Source organism: Massilia brevitalea (genome assembly GCF_030711405.1).
Classification (GTDB): Bacteria; Pseudomonadota; Gammaproteobacteria; order Burkholderiales; family Burkholderiaceae_D; genus Telluria; species Telluria brevitalea.
In genome coordinates this window covers 30,243-46,704 of the sequence record NZ_JAULSI010000022.1, presented here as the reverse complement: position 1 = coordinate 46,704, position 16,462 = coordinate 30,243, and the positions used below count along the sequence as shown (strand labels likewise).

Here is a 16,462-nt window from a genome sequence, read left to right as displayed (position 1 = left end):
GCCCGGCCCCGCTCTGCTAGAATCGCTCCCTTATGGATGAAATCATTCGCAACATCGCAGTATTCGCGCTGCCCGTTCTTTTCGCGATTACCCTGCACGAAGCGGCGCACGCCTACGCCGCCAGGCGCCTCGGCGACAACACGGCCTATGCCCAGGGCCGCATGACCCTCAATCCCCTGGTCCATATCGACCTGTTCGGCACGATCATCATTCCGATTGCGCTGTACGTCACCACCGGCTTCGTCTTCGGCTACGCCAAGCCGGTGCCGGTCCAGTTCGGCAACCTGCGCAATCCGAAACGCGACATGGCCTGGGTGGCGCTGGCCGGGCCGGCCGCCAATTTGCTGATGGCCTTCCTGTGGGTGGTGTTCGGCATGCTGTTGGCGGCCTTCGGCATCGACGAGGAGTTCCTGAGCAAGATGGCGCGCGCCGGCCTGCTCACGAACCTGCTGATCTTCGCATTCAACCTTTTCCCGCTGCCGCCGCTCGACGGTGGGCGGGTGCTGACCAGCATGCTGCCGAACCGGCTGGCCTACCAGTTCGCCCGCATCGAGCCGTATGGTTTCTTCATCTTGCTGGCGCTGCTGTATTTCAACGTGCTCGCCTTCTGGGTGCAACCGGTGATGTGGCTGGGCGCGCAGGTGGTCGAGCTGGTTACGACGCCGCTGGCCTGGTTGCTGACGTGATGCACCTGCCGGCAGCCACTGCCTCGTCCTGGGTGCAGCGCTTCGCTCATCTGGTCCCGCCCGGCGAAGTGCTGGATTTGGCCTGCGGCAGCGGGCGCCATGCGCGCCTGTTCGCCGGGCTCGGCCACCCGGTGCTGGCGGTCGACCGCGACCCGCAGTCGCTGGCAGCGGCCGCCGGTCCCGGCATCGTCACCCTGCAGCACGACCTGGAAGCCGAGGGTGCCGCCTGGCCGTTCGAGCCAGGCCGCTTCGCTGGCATCGTCGTCACGAATTACCTGCACCGCCCGCTGTTGAACCAGCTGATGGCCAGCCTCGCCCCGAACGGCGTGCTGATCTATGAAACGTTCGCGCTCGGCAACGAACTCTTCGGCAAACCCTCGAACCCGGCCTTCCTGCTGCACCCCGGCGAGCTGCTGGAACATGCGGCTGCCGGCGGCCTGCGGGTGCTGGCGTTCGAGGATGGCGCCGTCGTCCAGCCGAAGCCGGCGCGGGTGCAGCGCCTGTGCGCGGCGGGGCAGGGCGTGGTGCAAACCGAGGTAAAGCTCGACCATTTATCTGGTGCCGAATGAACCATAGGGGCGGGCTATCCGCTACAATCAGATTTTTCTTTTCCAGCACGTACCAGAAATTATGATCAAGGGCAGCATAGTAGCAATCGTCACGCCGATGTTTGAGGATGGCAGTCTCGACAAGGACAGCCTGCGCAAACTGCTCGACTGGCACGTGGCCGAAGGCACCGATGGCATCGTGATCGTCGGCACCACCGGCGAATCGGCCACCGTCAGCCCGGAAGAGCACTGCGAACTCATCAAGTTCACGGTCGACCACGTGGCCGGCCGCATTCCGGTCATCGCCGGCTCGGGCGGCAACTCCACCGCCGAAGCCATCGCCCTGACCCGTCACGCGAAAGAAGTCGGCGCCGACGCCTCGCTGCAGGTGGTGCCGTACTACAACCGTCCGACCCAGGAAGGCATGTACCGCCACTTCAAGGCGATTGCCGAAGCGGTCGATCTGCCGATCATCCTGTATAACGTGCCCGGCCGCACCGTGGCCGACATGAGCAACGAGACCATCGCGCGCCTGGCGCCGATCGCCAACATCGTTGGCGTGAAGGATGCCACCGGCAACATCGGACGCGGCATCGAGCTGCTGAAGATGGTCGACAAGTCGTTTGCCGTGTACTCGGGCGACGACCCGACCGCGATGGCGCTGATGTTCTGCGGCGGCGCCGGGAATATCTCGGTCACCGCCAACGTGGCCCCGCGCGCAATGCACGAGCTGTGCGCCGCCGCCATGGCCGGCGACATCGCCAAAGCCGTCGAGATCAATAACCGCGTGCTGGAATTGCACGCCAAACTGTTCGTCGAACCGAATCCGGTGCCGGTGAAGTGGGCGCTGACGGAAATGGGCAAGATGCCGGCCGGCCTGCGCCTGCCGCTGGCGCCGCTGTCCGCGCCGTTCCACGACACTGTGCGCACCGCGCTGCGCCAGGCGGGCCTCCTGCCGCAATCCTGAGTCCCGCAAGGGTGTTGGTTCACAGATCTGAAATTGTAACGATATGACTACTCGCAACAAAAAGACCTTCGCAACCCGTGTTTCCGCGCCAACCGCAGCGCGCGTACTGGCGCTGTCCGCACTGGCGCTGAGCATGGCCGCGTGCACCACCGTGTTCGAGTCGGACAAGGTGGATTACAAGGCGTCGAAAAAAGCCGCACCGCTGGATGTGCCGCCGGACCTGACCCAGCTTCAAAAAGACAATCGTTACGCCGTGCCGGATGGCAGCGGCGTTGCCACCGCATCGGGCATGGCAGCAATGCCATCGGCGGGAGCCGCTGGCGCTGCTGCCTCCTCCTCCATTCCTGCGGGCGCCGCCGCCATCGGCCCGGTCTCGACCGAGGCCGTGCGCATCGAACGTGCCGGCGACCAGCGCTGGCTGGTGGTCAAGCAGACGCCTGAACAGCTGTGGCCGAAACTGCGCGAGTTCTGGAACGACGCCGGCCTGCCGGTGGCAACCGAATCCGAAGCAACCGGCGTGATGGAAACCGAGTGGGTCGAGAACCGTTCGAAGATCCCGCAAGACTTCCTGCGCAACACCATCGGCCGCGTCTTCGACAAGGCCTACTCGACCGGCGAGCGCGACAAGTTCCGCACCCGTCTCGAGCGCCTGCCGGACGGCTCGACCGAGATCTACATCAGCCACCGCGGCGCCGAAGAGGTGCTGACCGGCGCCCAGAAGGAATCCACGGTCTGGACCGTGCGTCCGAATGATCCGACCCTGGAAGCGCAATTCCTGGGCCGCCTGGTGGCGCGCCTGACCGGCGCCACGACGCCTGAGCAGGTGCAGACCGCGCAAGCCAAGGTCGACAACGCCACCCCGGCGCCGCAGCGCGCCAAGCTGGCCGGCAACGCCGTCGAGGTCGACGAGGGCTTCGAGCGCGCCTGGCGCCGTGTCGGCCTGGCGCTCGACCGCGTCGGCTTCACCGTCGAAGACCGCGACCGCGTGCAGGGCATCTACTTTGTCCGCTACGTCGATCCGGACGCGTCGGCCAAGGATGGCTTCTTCTCGAAACTGTTCAGCTTCGGCAACGACGACAAGGCGAAGGAAGCCCAGCGCTACCGCGTGCTGGTCAAGGCCAACGAAGGCGGCAACAGCAGCGCGGTCACCGTCCAGGACAATGAAGGCAAGCCGGATGCATCGGCGACGGCGGGCAAGATCCTGTCGCTGCTGAACGACGAGCTGAAGTAAGCATCGTCAGCGTTGAAAGAACCGGCCTTCGTGGCCGGTTTTTTTATGGGTGTTTCGCGTAATGGTGGGGTATGCGTGGGTACGGCGCCTCCATGTCGAAAAACACCTCCGGCCACAAATGTCTGAACGAAAAAAAACCGGCCCGCAGGCCGGTCTTTCGAACCAGAAAAATTCTGATTACTTGGTAGCAGCAGCCGAAGCAGCAGCGTCAGCAGCGGTCGAAGCGGCCGAAGCGGCTTCCGAAGCAGCAGCCGAAGCGGTAGCGGCAGCAGCAGCAGCGTCAGCAGCTGGGGTGGTAGCAGCAGCGTCGGTGGTTGCAGCTGGTGCAACTTCGGTGGTGGTGGTGGTGGTTGCGGTGTCAGCAGCAGGCGCTTCGACAGCAGCTGGGGTTGCTGGAACTTCTTCTTTTTTCGAGCAAGCAGCCAGAGCAACGGCCATCAGGGAGACGATCAGCAGGGATTTTTTCATGATTTTCCTTTTAATTAAAAGTGGAGTACTGCTTGTTTTACGATGAATAATTACCGGTAATTATCGCTCGCTGGAATTCTCGTGTACTTTGCAAAAATGCAAGAGTGATACTGATACAACGGAACCTTCCTAACCCGATATTATAGCCAAATTTACTCGTTCGCAATAGAAAAGTCATGCCAAAATGTAAGTCTTGTGTTACTTGTTAAGCTTCATTTTGTTACAAGATGCTACAGCGTCGAAGACCTTTCCCAGTGGTTCAGATACTTGCCTGATCACTACAATCCGGTGACGCTCGGCAGGAGCGTCTGGCGCGATTCTTCCCAGATGCCGGCGAAGCGGTGCGCCGGCACATCCACGGCGCCGGGGGCGTCGAAGGCGGCCTCGCCGCGCATCCAGTCGCTGTGAAAACGGCGCAGCACATGCAGCCCGTCGGCAATGCAAAAGGAGTCGGTCAGCTGGCGCAGCGCGCGCGGCGTCTGGCGGCATTCGGCCAGGTGGCTGTAGTCGCGCAACAGGCGCAGGAAGCGCGGCGCCTCGCGTTCGATATGGCCCGGGTCGTGCAGCACCAGGCGCAGGCTGCCGCCGCCATGGAGAAAGGCGCGCAGCTGGGCGTCGACCTCGCTTGAGCCCAGCGGAAAGACGCTGAAATCCGGATCGAACATGTCGAGCTGGCGCACCGCGCGCGCCAGCACGGCGCGCCACTGCGCCTCGCAATCGCGGCGGGTATCGAAACGCACCAGCAGCGACTCGTCCATGCTTCCTCCAGTCGTCAATCAGCCCAGCTCGATCCAGCCGTCCTGGTACCAGGTGTACAGTGCTTCCAGCACATCGTCGGAAGCATGGCCCAGGGTTTCGCCGTCGAGGCGGCGTTCGTTGGCCAGTACGTCCAGCACGATCTTGTCGTTGCGGCTCACGGCAAACGACTCGCCGTTGATGAAGACATGCTTGCCGCGGTAGAGCATCAGGGTCTTGCTCGACAGCTTCAGGCCCTTTTTCGCTGCCGCTTCCATGAAGCGTCCCACCACCAGCGGCTTGGCCGGGCCGGTGAAGAAGACGTTGTGCTTCGGCTCGGACATGTACTCGCCGAAGAAGATGGTCACGTCTTCCTCGTCCCAGCGCACCTTGTTCAGTTCTTCGGTGATGTTGGCCAGCATCTCGCGCGGGATCTCCGCCGGGTTCTTTGCCACCTGCTGGCCCGGGTCGGCATAGCGGCCGGGCAGGTCGATCGAGTCGGCCATGAATTGCAGGAAGGCTTCGCCCAGTTCCTGGTACGAGGGCGAGCGGAAGCCGATCGAGTAGGTCATGCACTCGCCCTCGGCGATGCCGTCGTGGGCATAGTGCGGCGGCAGGTACAGCATGTCGCCCGGCTCGAGCACGAATTCTTCTTCCGCGCTGAAGTTCGACAGGATCTTCAGCGGCAGGCCGTCGACCAGCGACAGGTCTTGCTGGGCGCTGATCTTCCAGCGGCGCTTGCCGTGGGCTTGCAGCAGGAACACGTCGTAGGAATCGAAGTGGGGACCGACGCCGGCGCCGTCGGTGGCGTAGCTGATCATCAGGTCGTCGAGGCGCGCGTCCGGCAGGAAGCGGAACTGGCGCAGCAGGTCGTCGGCCTTTTCGTCGTACAAATTCACGCCCTGCACCAGCATGGTCCAACCCTTCTGGTCGCGCGGGGGCAGTTCGGTCAGGGGGCCGTGCTGCATGTCCCACTGGCCGTCGACCTGGGTGACCAGGCGCGATTCGACGAAGTTCTTGGTGGCGAGGTCGGCCAGGCGCTCGAACTTGAGCAGGGGCTTGAAACCGGGGATGGCGCCGCGGATCAGCAGCGGCTTCTTGTGCCAGTAATCGCGAAGAAACTGGGCGGGAGTAATGTTCCCAAGGAGCGGTAATTTATTCATGCGTCATTATAACCAGCCGGGCAGCAGGCAGTAGCGGGGCAGGGGTATAATCCGCTCCTTACAACGAAAGGATGTGCGATGAAGATTGCCAAGAATACGGTCGTATCGGTCAACTACAAACTGTCGGATGCGCAAAACAACCTCATCGAGGAAGGCGCCCAGCCGATGGTCTACCTGCACGGCGGCTACGAGAACACCCTGCCGAAGATCGAGGAACACCTGGACGGCAAGGAAGCCGGTTTCCAGTCGACCCTGCAGATCGAGCCGGAAGACGCGTTCGGCGACTACGATTCCGAACTGGTGAAGGTCGAGGACCGCAAGGTCTTGCCTGAGCCGCTGGAAGTGGGCATGCAGTTCGAAGGCATGGCCGACGGCGCGCCGGACGACGAGCCGGTCATCTTTACTGTCACCGAAATCGCCGACGACAAGGTCGTGCTCGACGGTAACCACCCGCTGGCCGGCATGGCCCTGCGCTTCGAGCTGTCGGTCATCGACGTGCGCGCCGCCACCGACGAAGAAATCGCCCACGGCCACGTGCACGGCGCCCACGGTCATCACCACGGTGAAGACGAAGGCGAAGAGGGCGATCACTTCCGCAGCCAGCCGCTGCATTGATTGCGTCGTAGCTTTATAAACGAGAAACGGGACCAAATGTCCCGTTTTTTGTTGGCGTTCCAGGTTTGCCTGGTCGGGCGTTTCGATGGGATGACGGTGGCGGATCAAATGATGCCAACACCATGCATTCGTTCGCGTGGGCACAGGGTGCCCACCCTACGATATCAACGGCCAGCGGCTCCGGGTACCGTACGGTGGGCACCCCGTGCCCACGCGAAACGCGCCGCATTGTTGGCACCGTTTCGTTCACGTGCAACACGCTCACCACGGCTGCATCGAAATGATCACCCGCCGGCTTCTAATCTGCCGCATCCTTCACGACAAACAGCGCCTTCGCCCCCGGCTTCACTTCCACCTCCACCGCCTGGTCATCCACCGACAAGTGCCCCAGGTTCCCGCGCCATTCGATCTCCGGCTTCTTCCCCTTGCCCAGCGCCGCACTGTCGACCAGCAGCACCTTCCCATCGAACTTCCCGGCCAGCGCCTGCACCTGCTTGCGCGTGGCCGCAAAGCCATCGAACAGCGGCGACCCGCGCCGCAGCAAACTGGGCGCCACCGGGTCCGTCAGCGGCTTCAGATCCCCTTCCGAAAACAGCACGATCGCATCGAGCTTGTCGCCGCGCGCCAGCGTGAACAGGCGGTTCAGCCAGAAGCGCGTGGCCACTTGCCGGTCCTCGTACTCGCTGTTGCGCCCGGCCGCCGCCAGGTAGTGGTTGTTATTCGCAGGCAGGTTCACGCTCGCATACAGCACCTTGCCCACGGTCCAGTGGGCATTCTCGGCATACGCGCGAAAACGCGGGCTCATCGACAGCCGCGTGAGCGGCAGCTTCTTCACCCCCAGCGACGCCGGCTCGCCATGGAACAGCTCGCGCAGCCGGTTCAGGCGCTCGACTGCATTCGTACGCCCGGCCGAGTTGCGGCAGGCGGTCCAGTCGCTGCCGGCCGGCAGCACGATGGTAGGGCGCTTGACGCGCTCGACCAGGTCGCGCCGCGTTTCGTACAGGCGGTCGCCGCAAGGCTCGCTCGCATGCTTGATGCCGGTGAGGACCACGAAGGCATTCGACCTGTCGGACGTATCGTCCAGCGCTTTCCTGAAACGCTTGTCGCTCTTGCCGTCGAAGCTGTGGCCGATGACGCCGAAGTGGTGCGCATTGGCTTCGCGTGCGTCGTCCCTGGCGCCCGCCACGGCCGGCAGGCAAAGCGCCGCGCACAGGGCGGCTGCCAGCAGGGGCGAGGCGGACGGGAAGCGCATCAGGCGGCCAGGCGCTTCAGTTCGTACAGGCGCGCCAGCGCCTCGCGCGGCGTGAGCGCGTCCGGGTCGATGCCGGCCAGGGCGTCCAGCAGTTCGTTCGAGGTGGCCGGGGTAGCGGATACCTCGGCGGGCATGTCCGCTTCCTCAGGCTCCTCGCACACCGGGGCAAACAGGTCGCGCTGCGGCGTGGCGTCGAGCGCCTGCGATTCCAGGCGCGCCAGGTGCTTGCGCGCGGCCTTGATCACGGCGGGCGGCACGCCGGCCAGCTGGGCTACCTGCAAACCATAGCTCTGCGAGGCCGGGCCTTCCTGCACCGCGTGCAGGAACACGATGCTGTCCTTGTGCTCGACCGCCGACAGATGCACGTTGGCGGCGCTGGCGTGGGTCTCGGGCAGCTGGGTCAGTTCGAAATAGTGGGTCGCGAACAGGGTGAAGCTGCGGCTGATGTCGATCAGGTGGCGCGCAATCGCCCAGGCCAGGGCTAGGCCGTCGAAGGTCGAGGTGCCGCGCCCGACTTCGTCCATCAGCACCAGCGAATGCTCGGTGGCGCCGTTCAGGATCGCCGCCGATTCGGTCATCTCGACCATGAAGGTCGAGCGGCCGCCGGCCAGGTCGTCGTTGGCGCCGATACGGGTGAAGATGCGGTCGATCGGGCCGATGGTGGCACTGGTGGCCGGCACATAGCTGCCGACATAGGCCAGCAGCACGATCAGCGCGGTCTGGCGCATGAAGGTCGATTTACCGCCCATGTTCGGACCAGTGATGAGCAGCAGGCGCCGTTCGTTCGACAGCTTGCAGTCGTTGGCGATGAAGCGCTCGATCTGCTTTTCCACCACCGGATGGCGGCCTTCGTGGATCGTCAGGCAGGGTGCATCCACCAGCTGCGGCGCGCACCAGTTATTCACCAGCGCGTGCCTGGTCAGCGCCACCAGGGTGTCGACCTGGGCCAGGCCCTGCGCCACCGTCTGCAGCTGGCCGATGTGCGGCGCCAGGCAAGCCAGCAGCTCGTCGTAGAGCTGCTTTTCGCGGGCCAGGGCGCGGTCCTGCGCCGACAGCGCCTTGTCTTCGAAGGCCTTGAGTTCCGGCGTGATGTAGCGCTCGCAATTCTTCAGCGTCTGGCGGCGGCGGTAGTCGTCGGGCACCTTGTCGGCCTGGCCGTTGGTGACCTCGATGTAGAAGCCGTGCACGCGGTTGTATTCCACGCGCAGGTTCGTGATGCCGGTGCGGGCGCGTTCGCGCGTCTCGAGGTCCACCAGGAACTGGCCGGCGTTCTCCGACAGCGCACGCAATTCATCCAGGTCGGCATCGTAGCCGCGTGCGAACACGCCGCCGTCGCGCACCATCGTCGCCGGCTCTTCCATCACCGCGCGCGTCAGCAGGTCGAGGCAGTCGGCGGGCGGCATGAGCGCATCGTGGATGTCGCGCAGCAGGCAGGAGTCGCCCGGGATGAAGCAGCGCGCCACGCCTTCGCGCAGGGCCGGCAGCTGCTTCAGGCCGTCGCGCAGGCTGGCCAGATCGCGCGGACGCGCCGACAGCAGGGCGATGCGCGTGGTGATGCGTTCGATGTCCGGCACCTGGGCCAGGATGCTGGACAAGCCATCGGCAGCATCGCCCTGGGCCAGCGCTTCGATGGCTTCATGGCGTGAGCGGGCAACCGACTGGTCGCGGCGCGCATGGTGCAGCCAGTGGCGCAGCAGGCGCGAACCCATCGCGGTGCGGCAGCCGTCCAGCAGCGAAAACAGGGTCGGCGACTCCTGGCCGCGGATGGTCTCGGTCAGTTCCAGGTTGCGGCGCGTGGCGGCATCGAGGCCGATGAATTCGTTCTCGCTTTCCACCGTGAGGCTGTTCACGTGCTGCAGGCCGCGGCCCTGGGTCGCGTGGGCATAGCGCAGCAGCGCGCCGGCTGCGCCGAACGCGGCGCCCAGGCCATCGGCGCCAAAGCCGGTGAGGGTCGATACGGCGAGCTGGTCGACCAGCGCTTTGTGGCCCTTGACCACGTCGAAATGCCACTCCGGCACGCGCTGGGTGTGGGCGAAGGGGCCGTCCTCGAACAGGTTGCCATCGTCGGCGCGCAGGATTTCGGCCGGGACGATGCGTTCCAGTTCCTGGGCCAGGCGGATGGCGTTGGCGCGCGCGTCGCCGGTGAATTCCATCAGGCGCAGCGCGCCGCTGGCCAGCGACATCCAGGCCAGGCCCGTGGTGACCTGCTTGCGGTTATTGACCGCGTACAGCGCCAGCAGCGGGCGCTCGGCCTTTTCGGGCAGCAGGTCGGAGTCGGTGAGGGTGCCGGGCGTGACCACGCGCACGACCTTGCGCTCGACCGGACCCTTGGCAAGTGCCGGGTCGCCGATCTGCTCGCAGATGGCGCAGGATTCGCCCAGCTTGACCAGCTTGGCGAGGTAGGGATCGAGCGAGTGGAAGGGCACGCCCGCCATCTTGATCGGATTGCCGCCCATGCTCCCGCGCGCGGTCAGGGTAATGCCGAGGATGCGCGCGGCTTTTTCGGCGTCGTCGAAGAACAGCTCATAGAAGTCGCCCATGCGGTAGAAGACCAGCATGGTGGGATAGTCGGACTTGATGCGCAGATACTGCTGCATCATGGGCGTGACTTTTTCCGTGGCGCTGTTCTTGACGGCGGCGGCGTTGATTTCGGATGGAACGGTGGTCATGTCGGTTGTGTTCGGTACGGCGGGGCAGGGGATGCCAGGACCGCCATTTTAACCGCTTCGGCTGGGCAGCAGCGAACGCGGGGCTAATGAAAAAGGCATGTGGTGGATAGCTCTAAAAGCAAAATTGGGACGTGCTCGCCGAGCGGTGCGAGGAGAGTGGACTTGTCCTACGACGTCGTTGGCCCAACGTCCGCCCAGCTTCTGGTACTTCATCAGCGCGAGCAGCTCAAGCTTGCAAGCGCCGTAAAAGGTTTGTCGTTTAAGCAAATGCTAGAGAAACGCATCGACATTCTCTAAAACGCGTTTGCTTGACCGATAGGCTGTTGCGAAGCGCTTCCGCTGCGCTAGCGGAAGGTGTCCTAGACGAACAGAGGCGACTGGCGGTTAACGGGGCTCAGGTGTTGAAGAGGGACGGCGGCGGTGGCGAGGGATGCTGCGCGGCTTCCGTGGCAACATGGCCTGCGAACGCAGTGAGAAACGTTCGGAGGCCCGTCAGCTGGGAAAGCTCGGTATAGGCGCCATCCTCAATTGCCTCCCGAGGAGTCGTAATGACTGCTGCCGCAGTATAGAAACTTTCCAACATCAGCTTGCGACAAAGAATCTCGTAGCGCTTCTGGTAGGAGGCGCCCTTGAATTCGGGGAAGACTTGGAAGTAATTCATGGCGTCGCGCACTGCGGATCGAGACTCTGGTGCGTCTTCGACGACCATCAGCCATCCAGTGAACGGGGCCATTTGCTCCCCAAATGCCCCTTCGCGGTAAGCAATCTTAAAGTCCGCTGCCGTGCCGATGGCTTCTTCCGTCCGATTGTTGAAATTATTGCCAAAGGACGGGCCCACATGGCTCTTCAGTTCGATCGCGGCGACAAGCCGACGTTGATGGATGACTAGCAGATCCCACTGCTTCGTCGGGCGAAAATATCCTGGAAGCGTAACGAGCCGTTTGGTCAAGTGGACGTCCGCTGCATGCAGCCCGTTGGCTCGGACGATGTCGAGGATAAGCGTGATGAAGCCATCGAGGTTCTTGCCGCTAGTGACGCCGGCGCGCTCGCCTTGGTCGATGACGCCAGCCTCCACCTGCTTTTGGCGCGCCGCCGCTCGGTTGCCCCAAAAAACTTTGATCGCTTCGCGCGCTTTGTTTTCGTAATCTGCTAATTCGATTGCCATGTCAGTTCTTTTTGGCGAGCGACTCGCGCTCACGTGTGTTCAAGGAATAAAGTTCGGCGGCCGCCTCGTCGCACGCTTTCAAGTCCAAAGCCGCCGCCGCCGCGATCAAGCGCCCTCGGATGTCTGCCGAAACCGTCTCCCAGCGCGGGATTCGAATGCGGCGGAGGTATTGAGCTTGGAAACGCAGATAGCCACCGCGCATTTTCGTGGAATAGGTCTCAACGAAAAGTCGCGCCACGTTGGACAGCAGGACAGCCTGCAGGGCCCGCAGTTCCCACTGCTCCGAAAGCACGAAGTAAAGGTTGTGGTGGGGGTACAGGCGCCCATCATCGAATACTACCTGCGCATCTCCACGAATGTCCGGAATCAGGAGCTTCGGCTTCCAAGTGAGCGACGGGGTTATGCGGTCGATCGTCCGATACCACGAGGACGACGATTTCTTGGCCACGTGCCGCGCTTCGAGCCGCTCGCGATGCTGCTCGAAATACGCTTTGAGCCGAGGGTAGTCGTCTAGGTTGACTAAGGGGCCCTCATCGGTGAACGGATTGACCACGCCATAGCCGCGCCATTCAACGTGTCCGGTGGCCAGGTCGCGGCCCATCGCCAAGGGAATCTTGCGATCGGCCTCCACGTCGAGTTCGTCGAGCTTTCCGATGAAAATCTTGTCTGCGCCGGTGGCGACTCCGATGCCGACTTTACATCCGGCTTCTTCAAGCGTTGGAAAATCTGCCTCCAGGCGGCGGATCAGTTCGATCCGTCCGGCGGTCTCCAAAATCCAGGGGTTGCTGCCATCGACCACGTTTTCGAGTTCGGCGAACAGGTGTGACACGCCTTCTTCGGCGCGCATTGCGGACGAAAGCTCCGACAGCGTTACTTTGTCAAGGGCAGGGCGTGGCGCGACGCGCGTCGGCTTCGGCTCTCCTTTTGCGATCACTGTGATCGCTGGATAGGCGCTGACCTCAGAGTGAAACGCGTCGGCGTCGACCATGTCGATGTGTGATCGAAGATGAAAGTGGCGCGAGACTAAGTGCCGCAGCGGGCCGCCGTATTTGTTCTTCATCCAGCGGTCGGAGCAGATGAAGCATAGCTGGCCTTCCTCCGCGAGCAATCCCATCGAGCGCTCGATAAATGGCACATAGAGGTCGGCGCGATCATACAGGGAGACGAAGCGTCGGCGATATTCGTTAAGCAGTGGCGCGGGGATGAGCTCTTGCCGAACGTAAGGCGGATTGCCAACGACGAAGTCGAACGCGCGAGGAAGAGGTGACAAAAGAAAATCACCATGAACGAGCCAGGTTTGCGCGATCTGTTGCGCCTCTTCCGCGGCCAGGCCAGCACCGATCAGTTTGTCGATGACAAGTCCGCGAGTGGTGTCGAAGGATCCTTGGTGAAGTTCCACGCCGCGCATGCATTCAGCGATTGAGCCGACAGCTTTGCCGGCGGCGACTGCCTCGGCGCGCGACTGCAAAAGCCTTTCGATGGCGGGCAAGAAGAAGTCACCTCTGCCAAACGAAGGTTCAAGCAGCGTGCATTCATAGAGGGGTTGGTCGGCGGTGTATCCGATCAGGTCTAGCATGAATTCAACCACAGGCCGGCGAGTAAAAATAGCTCCACGGTCGTCCGTCCCTTCTGATTGGGATAGCAGCTTTATCGCCCGTTCGATTTCGGAGGGGTGGTCCGAAGGGTCCAGCAGGGAAAGGGGTTCGTGAAGGGTTTGGAGCATGGCCGATGTCGAGCGGCGCGACTGTTGACGGCGCCACAGTTTGGTTGCGTAATGTGGGAACCAATTTTACCAGCTGAGCAGTCCGCGAGGTCAGCCGGTTGTAGCCTCAAAAACTGCGCAGATCATGATGTCAGCCAAACCGCTCCATTATCATGGCGAGGACTTTGGAAGACGCGGTATGCGTGTGGTGGAGCGAGCATTTGCGGGAGCAAGCGATGGGAAGGAAGAATCGCGTCGCGCGAGCGCCGTCACGAAAAGCGAAGAAGCCAACGGTGGCGCGCGTCGCGCGGAGCGAGGCGGAAGTTTTTGCCGATTTGGAGGCGCTTTGTCAAACGTCAGGCTACGCGCACGTCATCGCCCGCATGTGCCTGCTTGACAACATGATTAGCGACGCCGGCGAGGCGAGGGGACGAGGACATGCTCAAGCTCAAGGATCCCGCTCGGTTGTTCCCGCGATGAAATAAATGAATGGGTCTCGCTGTACTGACTATGTGGTCTAACGTACGGAAAAAAATTTCCTTCCCGATATGATTCACTTCAGAAAAGGGGATGCGATGGGCGCGCACGACAAAAGCATATTGATCCTGGAGCGCGACGAAGATGTCGCCGAGACCGTCTGCAGCATGGCCGAGGTGCTGGGTTACCGCACGCGCGTATGCGACACCACCGACGGCGCGCTGACGGAACTGTCGCGCAAGCGCTATGACATCGTCATCACAAACCGCGTGCTGAAGCATACCGAAGTCTCGTTGCCCTGGCTGATCCGCTCGGTCCAGCCCGCGGCCAAGATCGTCGTCACCACCGCCTGGCCGCTCGAACTGAATTCGGCGGCATTGCCGATAGACTGCCTGCTGCACAAGCCGTTCACCCTGAACGAGCTGCACACCGCCATCGACGCCCGGCAGTAAGTATTTACCCCTGCTCAGGCCTTCGGGCGATTCAGCGCCAGCGTCTCGGCGTCGAGCAGCAAGTCCTTCACCAACCCCACCAGCTCGTCGGCCGCCACCGGCTTGTTCAATATCCGTACGCCTGGAATCTGCACGCTCAGTTCATTGCCATAGGCCGAAACGATCAGCGCCGGCAAGTCCAATTTCCGCGCGCGCAAGGCCAGTAGCAGTTCTTCCCCATTCATGCCCGGCATCCGGAAATCGCTGACCACCAGGTCGGCCGGTTCCGCCACGAACATGGCCAATGCAGCGCGGCCGTCCGCTGCCGCGCGCACGGCAAAGCCGGCCGCTTCGAGATAACGGGTCAAGATGTAGCTGACGGCCGGATCGTCCTCGGCCAATATTATCCGTCTCAACAAACTATCCTTCGTGCTGGAAGCCGTGGGCTGAGCCCCTGGAGGCTGTGCGCGCTTCGGTCTTGAGCGCCAGGCGCACGCGCTCGGCCAGGTCGGCCAGGCGGTAGGGCTTGGCCATGGTCGTGTAGGTGGCGCCGGGGCGGGCCGCGTCCGGCAGTTCGCTCATGTAGCCGGTGGCCAGGATCACGGGAACCTCGGGCTGGCGCGCGCGCACCAGTTCGGCCAGGCGCACCCCGTTCATCCCGCCCGGCATGATGATATCGCTGAACAACAGGTCGATGTCGCCATAGCGTTCGATCAGCTCCATCGCCTCTTCGCCGCTCTGGGCCGCCAGCACCCGGTAGCCGAGTTCGCGCAGGTGGTTCTCGGCCAGTTCGCGCACGTCGTGGCTGTCGTCGACCACCAGGATGGTGCGCCGCCCGAGGATGGCTTCCGGGGTCCAGCTCATCGGCGCACCCATGCCCCTGGCGCCCTTGCCGGCCAGGCGGTCGGCCAGGATTTCCATGCCGGATTGCTGGGCCAGCGGGAAGATCATGCGGATCGTCGTGCCTTCGCCCGGCATGCTGTCGATCTCGAGGCGGCCGTGCGACTGCTGCACGAAGCCATGCACCATCGCCAGCCCCAGGCCGGTGCCCGGTCCCTTGGTGGTGAAGAAGGGTTCGATGGCGCGCTGGGCCACTTCCGGTGGCATGCCCTGGCCCTTGTCGATCACGCAGATCACGACATAGGTGCCCGGCGCCAGGCCGTGGCGTTCGAGGCGCTCGCTATCGACCATGGTCGAGGTGGCGATCGTGACCCGGCCGCCGTCGGGCATGGCGTCGCGCGCGTTGATCAGGACGTTCAGCAGCGCCATTTCCATGTGCGTAGCGTCGAGCGTGCAGGCGGGCAGGCCGGGCTTCAGGTCGAGGTGCAGGTCGACCCCGTCGCCGAGGGTGCGTACCAGCATGTCGCTGAATTCGACCACCAGGGAATTGAGGTTCAGGCGCTTCGGTTCCAGGCGCTGCTTGCGCGCGAAGGTGAGCAGTTGCTGGGTCAGCTTGCTGGCCTTTTCGCCCGCCAACTGGGCGCGTGCGATCGATGCCAGCGTCGCTTCCGGGTCATGCACCGTGGCGGTGGCCACTTCCAGGTTGCCAGCTACCACTTGCAGCAGGTTATTGAAGTCGTGCGCCAGGCCGGCGGTGAGCTGGCCGATGGCTTCCATCTTCTGCGCCTGCAGGTACGATTGTTCCGATACGCGGCGGCGCGTGATGTCCATCTGCGAGGCGAACCAGTACAGCAGCTTGCCTTCCTGGTCGAACACCGGGCCGGCAAACAGGCCGTTCCAGAACGGGCGGCCGTCGGCCTTGTAGTTCAGGATGTCGACCGCCACCGCGCGCTGTTCCGCCACGGCGGCGCGCAGCTCGGCCACGGTGGCCGGGTCGGTCTGCTCGCCCTGCAGCAGGCGGCAGTTACGGCCCAGCACTTCTTCCTCGCGGTACAGGGTCAGGTCGAGGAAGGCGTTGTTCACGAACACGATCGGATTGTCCGGCTGATTCGGGTCGGTCAGGACCATCGGCATGCGCTCATCTCGATGGCGGCGAAAAAGACGTTGCCGCGGTCTTCCAGGCCGGGACGCGAGATCTGGCTGGACTGCCAGTGGCGCACGGCGACTTCGCCGATCGGGTGGTAGCTGTTGCCCTCCAGTTTGCCCAGCGCGGGCACGCCCTGGCTCTGGCCGCCGCCTTCTTCATCGTGCGGTAGCTGCGCGCGTTCGTCCTTCGTGCTGCCGGTCGTCATGCCACGGTCTCCGTGTTCCTGTATCGAGAGGCCAGGACAGTCCGAGCCGTTAATCATTATAGCAACGCACTATTTCCGATGTCGCAATGCCGACGCACAGGCAGGCCGGCAAGACTGCTCGCTGCAAGCCGATTGATTCATGGTCAAAACACTATTTTTTC

17 protein-coding genes are annotated in these 16,462 nt (G+C 63.2%); 7 read left to right on the top strand and 10 right to left on the bottom strand.

The features are described from left to right. Positions 1-32 precede the first annotated feature (32 nt). From QWL29_RS15205 to bamC, 4 genes are all read left to right on the top strand, one after another. Positions 33-686: a site-2 protease family protein gene (locus QWL29_RS15205; protein WP_305823726.1), complete on the top strand. Its 654-nt coding sequence runs from the start codon at positions 33-35 to the stop codon at positions 684-686. After that, complete coding sequence (locus QWL29_RS15200) at positions 686-1,255, top strand: class I SAM-dependent methyltransferase (RefSeq protein ID WP_305823725.1); 570 nt, start codon at positions 686-688, stop codon at positions 1,253-1,255. Before QWL29_RS15205 ends, QWL29_RS15200 begins: the two co-directional genes overlap by 1 nt. Before the next feature lie 61 nt (positions 1,256-1,316). Next, the gene (gene dapA / locus QWL29_RS15195; protein ID WP_305823724.1) at positions 1,317-2,201 is read left to right on the top strand and encodes a 4-hydroxy-tetrahydrodipicolinate synthase; all 885 of its coding nucleotides are present in this window, start codon (positions 1,317-1,319) and stop codon (positions 2,199-2,201) included. Between the two features lie 43 nt (positions 2,202-2,244). Continuing rightward, entirely contained in the window at positions 2,245-3,432 is a 1,188-nt protein-coding gene (gene bamC / locus QWL29_RS15190) for an NlpB/DapX family lipoprotein (protein WP_305823723.1), read from the top strand. A 177-nt stretch (positions 3,433-3,609) separates the two neighbouring features. On the opposite strand, the gene QWL29_RS26775 is transcribed toward bamC, so the two are convergent. The 3 genes from QWL29_RS26775 to QWL29_RS15175 form a co-directional block, all read right to left on the bottom strand. After that, a complete protein-coding gene (locus tag QWL29_RS26775; RefSeq protein ID WP_370663703.1) occupies positions 3,610-3,900 on the bottom strand; it encodes a hypothetical protein in 291 nt (96 codons plus the stop codon). 278 nt (positions 3,901-4,178) lie between these two features. Next, positions 4,179-4,658 (bottom strand): DUF7931 domain-containing protein, encoded by a 480-nt coding sequence (locus QWL29_RS15180; protein ID WP_305823721.1) that lies wholly within the window; start codon positions 4,656-4,658, stop codon positions 4,179-4,181. 18 nt (positions 4,659-4,676) lie between these two features. Then, positions 4,677-5,798, bottom strand: a complete 1,122-nt coding sequence (locus QWL29_RS15175) for a ribosomal protein uL16 3-hydroxylase (protein WP_305823720.1) — start codon at positions 5,796-5,798, stop codon at positions 4,677-4,679. Positions 5,799-5,876: 78 nt separating this feature from the next. Here QWL29_RS15175 and QWL29_RS15170 point away from each other — a divergent pair, with 78 nt between their 5' ends. Continuing rightward, positions 5,877-6,413 carry an FKBP-type peptidyl-prolyl cis-trans isomerase gene (locus QWL29_RS15170; protein ID WP_305823719.1) on the top strand — a complete coding sequence of 179 codons (537 nt, stop codon included), beginning with the start codon at positions 5,877-5,879 and terminating at the stop codon, positions 6,411-6,413. A gap of 298 nt (positions 6,414-6,711) precedes the next feature. On the opposite strand, the gene QWL29_RS15165 is transcribed toward QWL29_RS15170, so the two are convergent. Next, positions 6,712-7,665 (bottom strand): hypothetical protein, encoded by a 954-nt coding sequence (locus QWL29_RS15165; RefSeq protein ID WP_305823718.1) that lies wholly within the window; start codon positions 7,663-7,665, stop codon positions 6,712-6,714. Further along, the gene (gene mutS, locus QWL29_RS15160) at positions 7,665-10,334 is read right to left on the bottom strand and encodes a DNA mismatch repair protein MutS (protein ID WP_305823717.1); all 2,670 of its coding nucleotides are present in this window, start codon (positions 10,332-10,334) and stop codon (positions 7,665-7,667) included. The genes QWL29_RS15165 and mutS overlap by 1 nt, the downstream gene beginning before the upstream one ends. A 162-nt stretch (positions 10,335-10,496) precedes the next feature. Here mutS and QWL29_RS15155 point away from each other — a divergent pair, with 162 nt between their 5' ends. Further along, positions 10,497-10,631: a hypothetical protein gene (locus QWL29_RS15155; protein ID WP_305823716.1), complete on the top strand. Its 135-nt coding sequence runs from the start codon at positions 10,497-10,499 to the stop codon at positions 10,629-10,631. A 97-nt stretch (positions 10,632-10,728) separates the two neighbouring features. On the opposite strand, the gene QWL29_RS15150 is transcribed toward QWL29_RS15155, so the two are convergent. Beyond that, positions 10,729-11,499 carry a PaeR7I family type II restriction endonuclease gene (locus QWL29_RS15150; RefSeq protein WP_305823715.1) on the bottom strand — a complete coding sequence of 257 codons (771 nt, stop codon included), beginning with the start codon at positions 11,497-11,499 and terminating at the stop codon, positions 10,729-10,731. 1 nt (position 11,500) lies between these two features. After that, positions 11,501-13,075, bottom strand: coding sequence for an Eco57I restriction-modification methylase domain-containing protein (locus QWL29_RS15145; RefSeq protein ID WP_305823714.1), 1,575 nt, complete (start codon positions 13,073-13,075; stop codon positions 11,501-11,503). A gap of 701 nt (positions 13,076-13,776) precedes the next feature. Here QWL29_RS15145 and QWL29_RS15140 point away from each other — a divergent pair. Further along, positions 13,777-14,130, top strand: a complete 354-nt coding sequence (locus QWL29_RS15140; RefSeq protein ID WP_305823713.1) for a DNA-binding transcriptional response regulator — start codon at positions 13,777-13,779, stop codon at positions 14,128-14,130. A 14-nt stretch (positions 14,131-14,144) separates the two neighbouring features. Here the strand turns inward: QWL29_RS15140 and QWL29_RS15135 are convergent, their stop codons facing one another. From QWL29_RS15135 to QWL29_RS15125, 3 genes are read right to left on the bottom strand one after another with little or no spacing between them, the layout of a single operon-like run. Then, positions 14,145-14,525, bottom strand: a complete 381-nt coding sequence (locus QWL29_RS15135) for a response regulator (protein WP_305823712.1) — start codon at positions 14,523-14,525, stop codon at positions 14,145-14,147. Between the two features lie 4 nt (positions 14,526-14,529). Next, positions 14,530-16,083, bottom strand: coding sequence for an ATP-binding protein (locus QWL29_RS15130; protein WP_305823711.1), 1,554 nt, complete (start codon positions 16,081-16,083; stop codon positions 14,530-14,532). Next, positions 16,068-16,301 (bottom strand): hypothetical protein, encoded by a 234-nt coding sequence (locus tag QWL29_RS15125; protein WP_305823710.1) that lies wholly within the window; start codon positions 16,299-16,301, stop codon positions 16,068-16,070. The genes QWL29_RS15130 and QWL29_RS15125 overlap by 16 nt, the downstream gene beginning before the upstream one ends. Positions 16,302-16,462 lie beyond the last annotated feature (161 nt).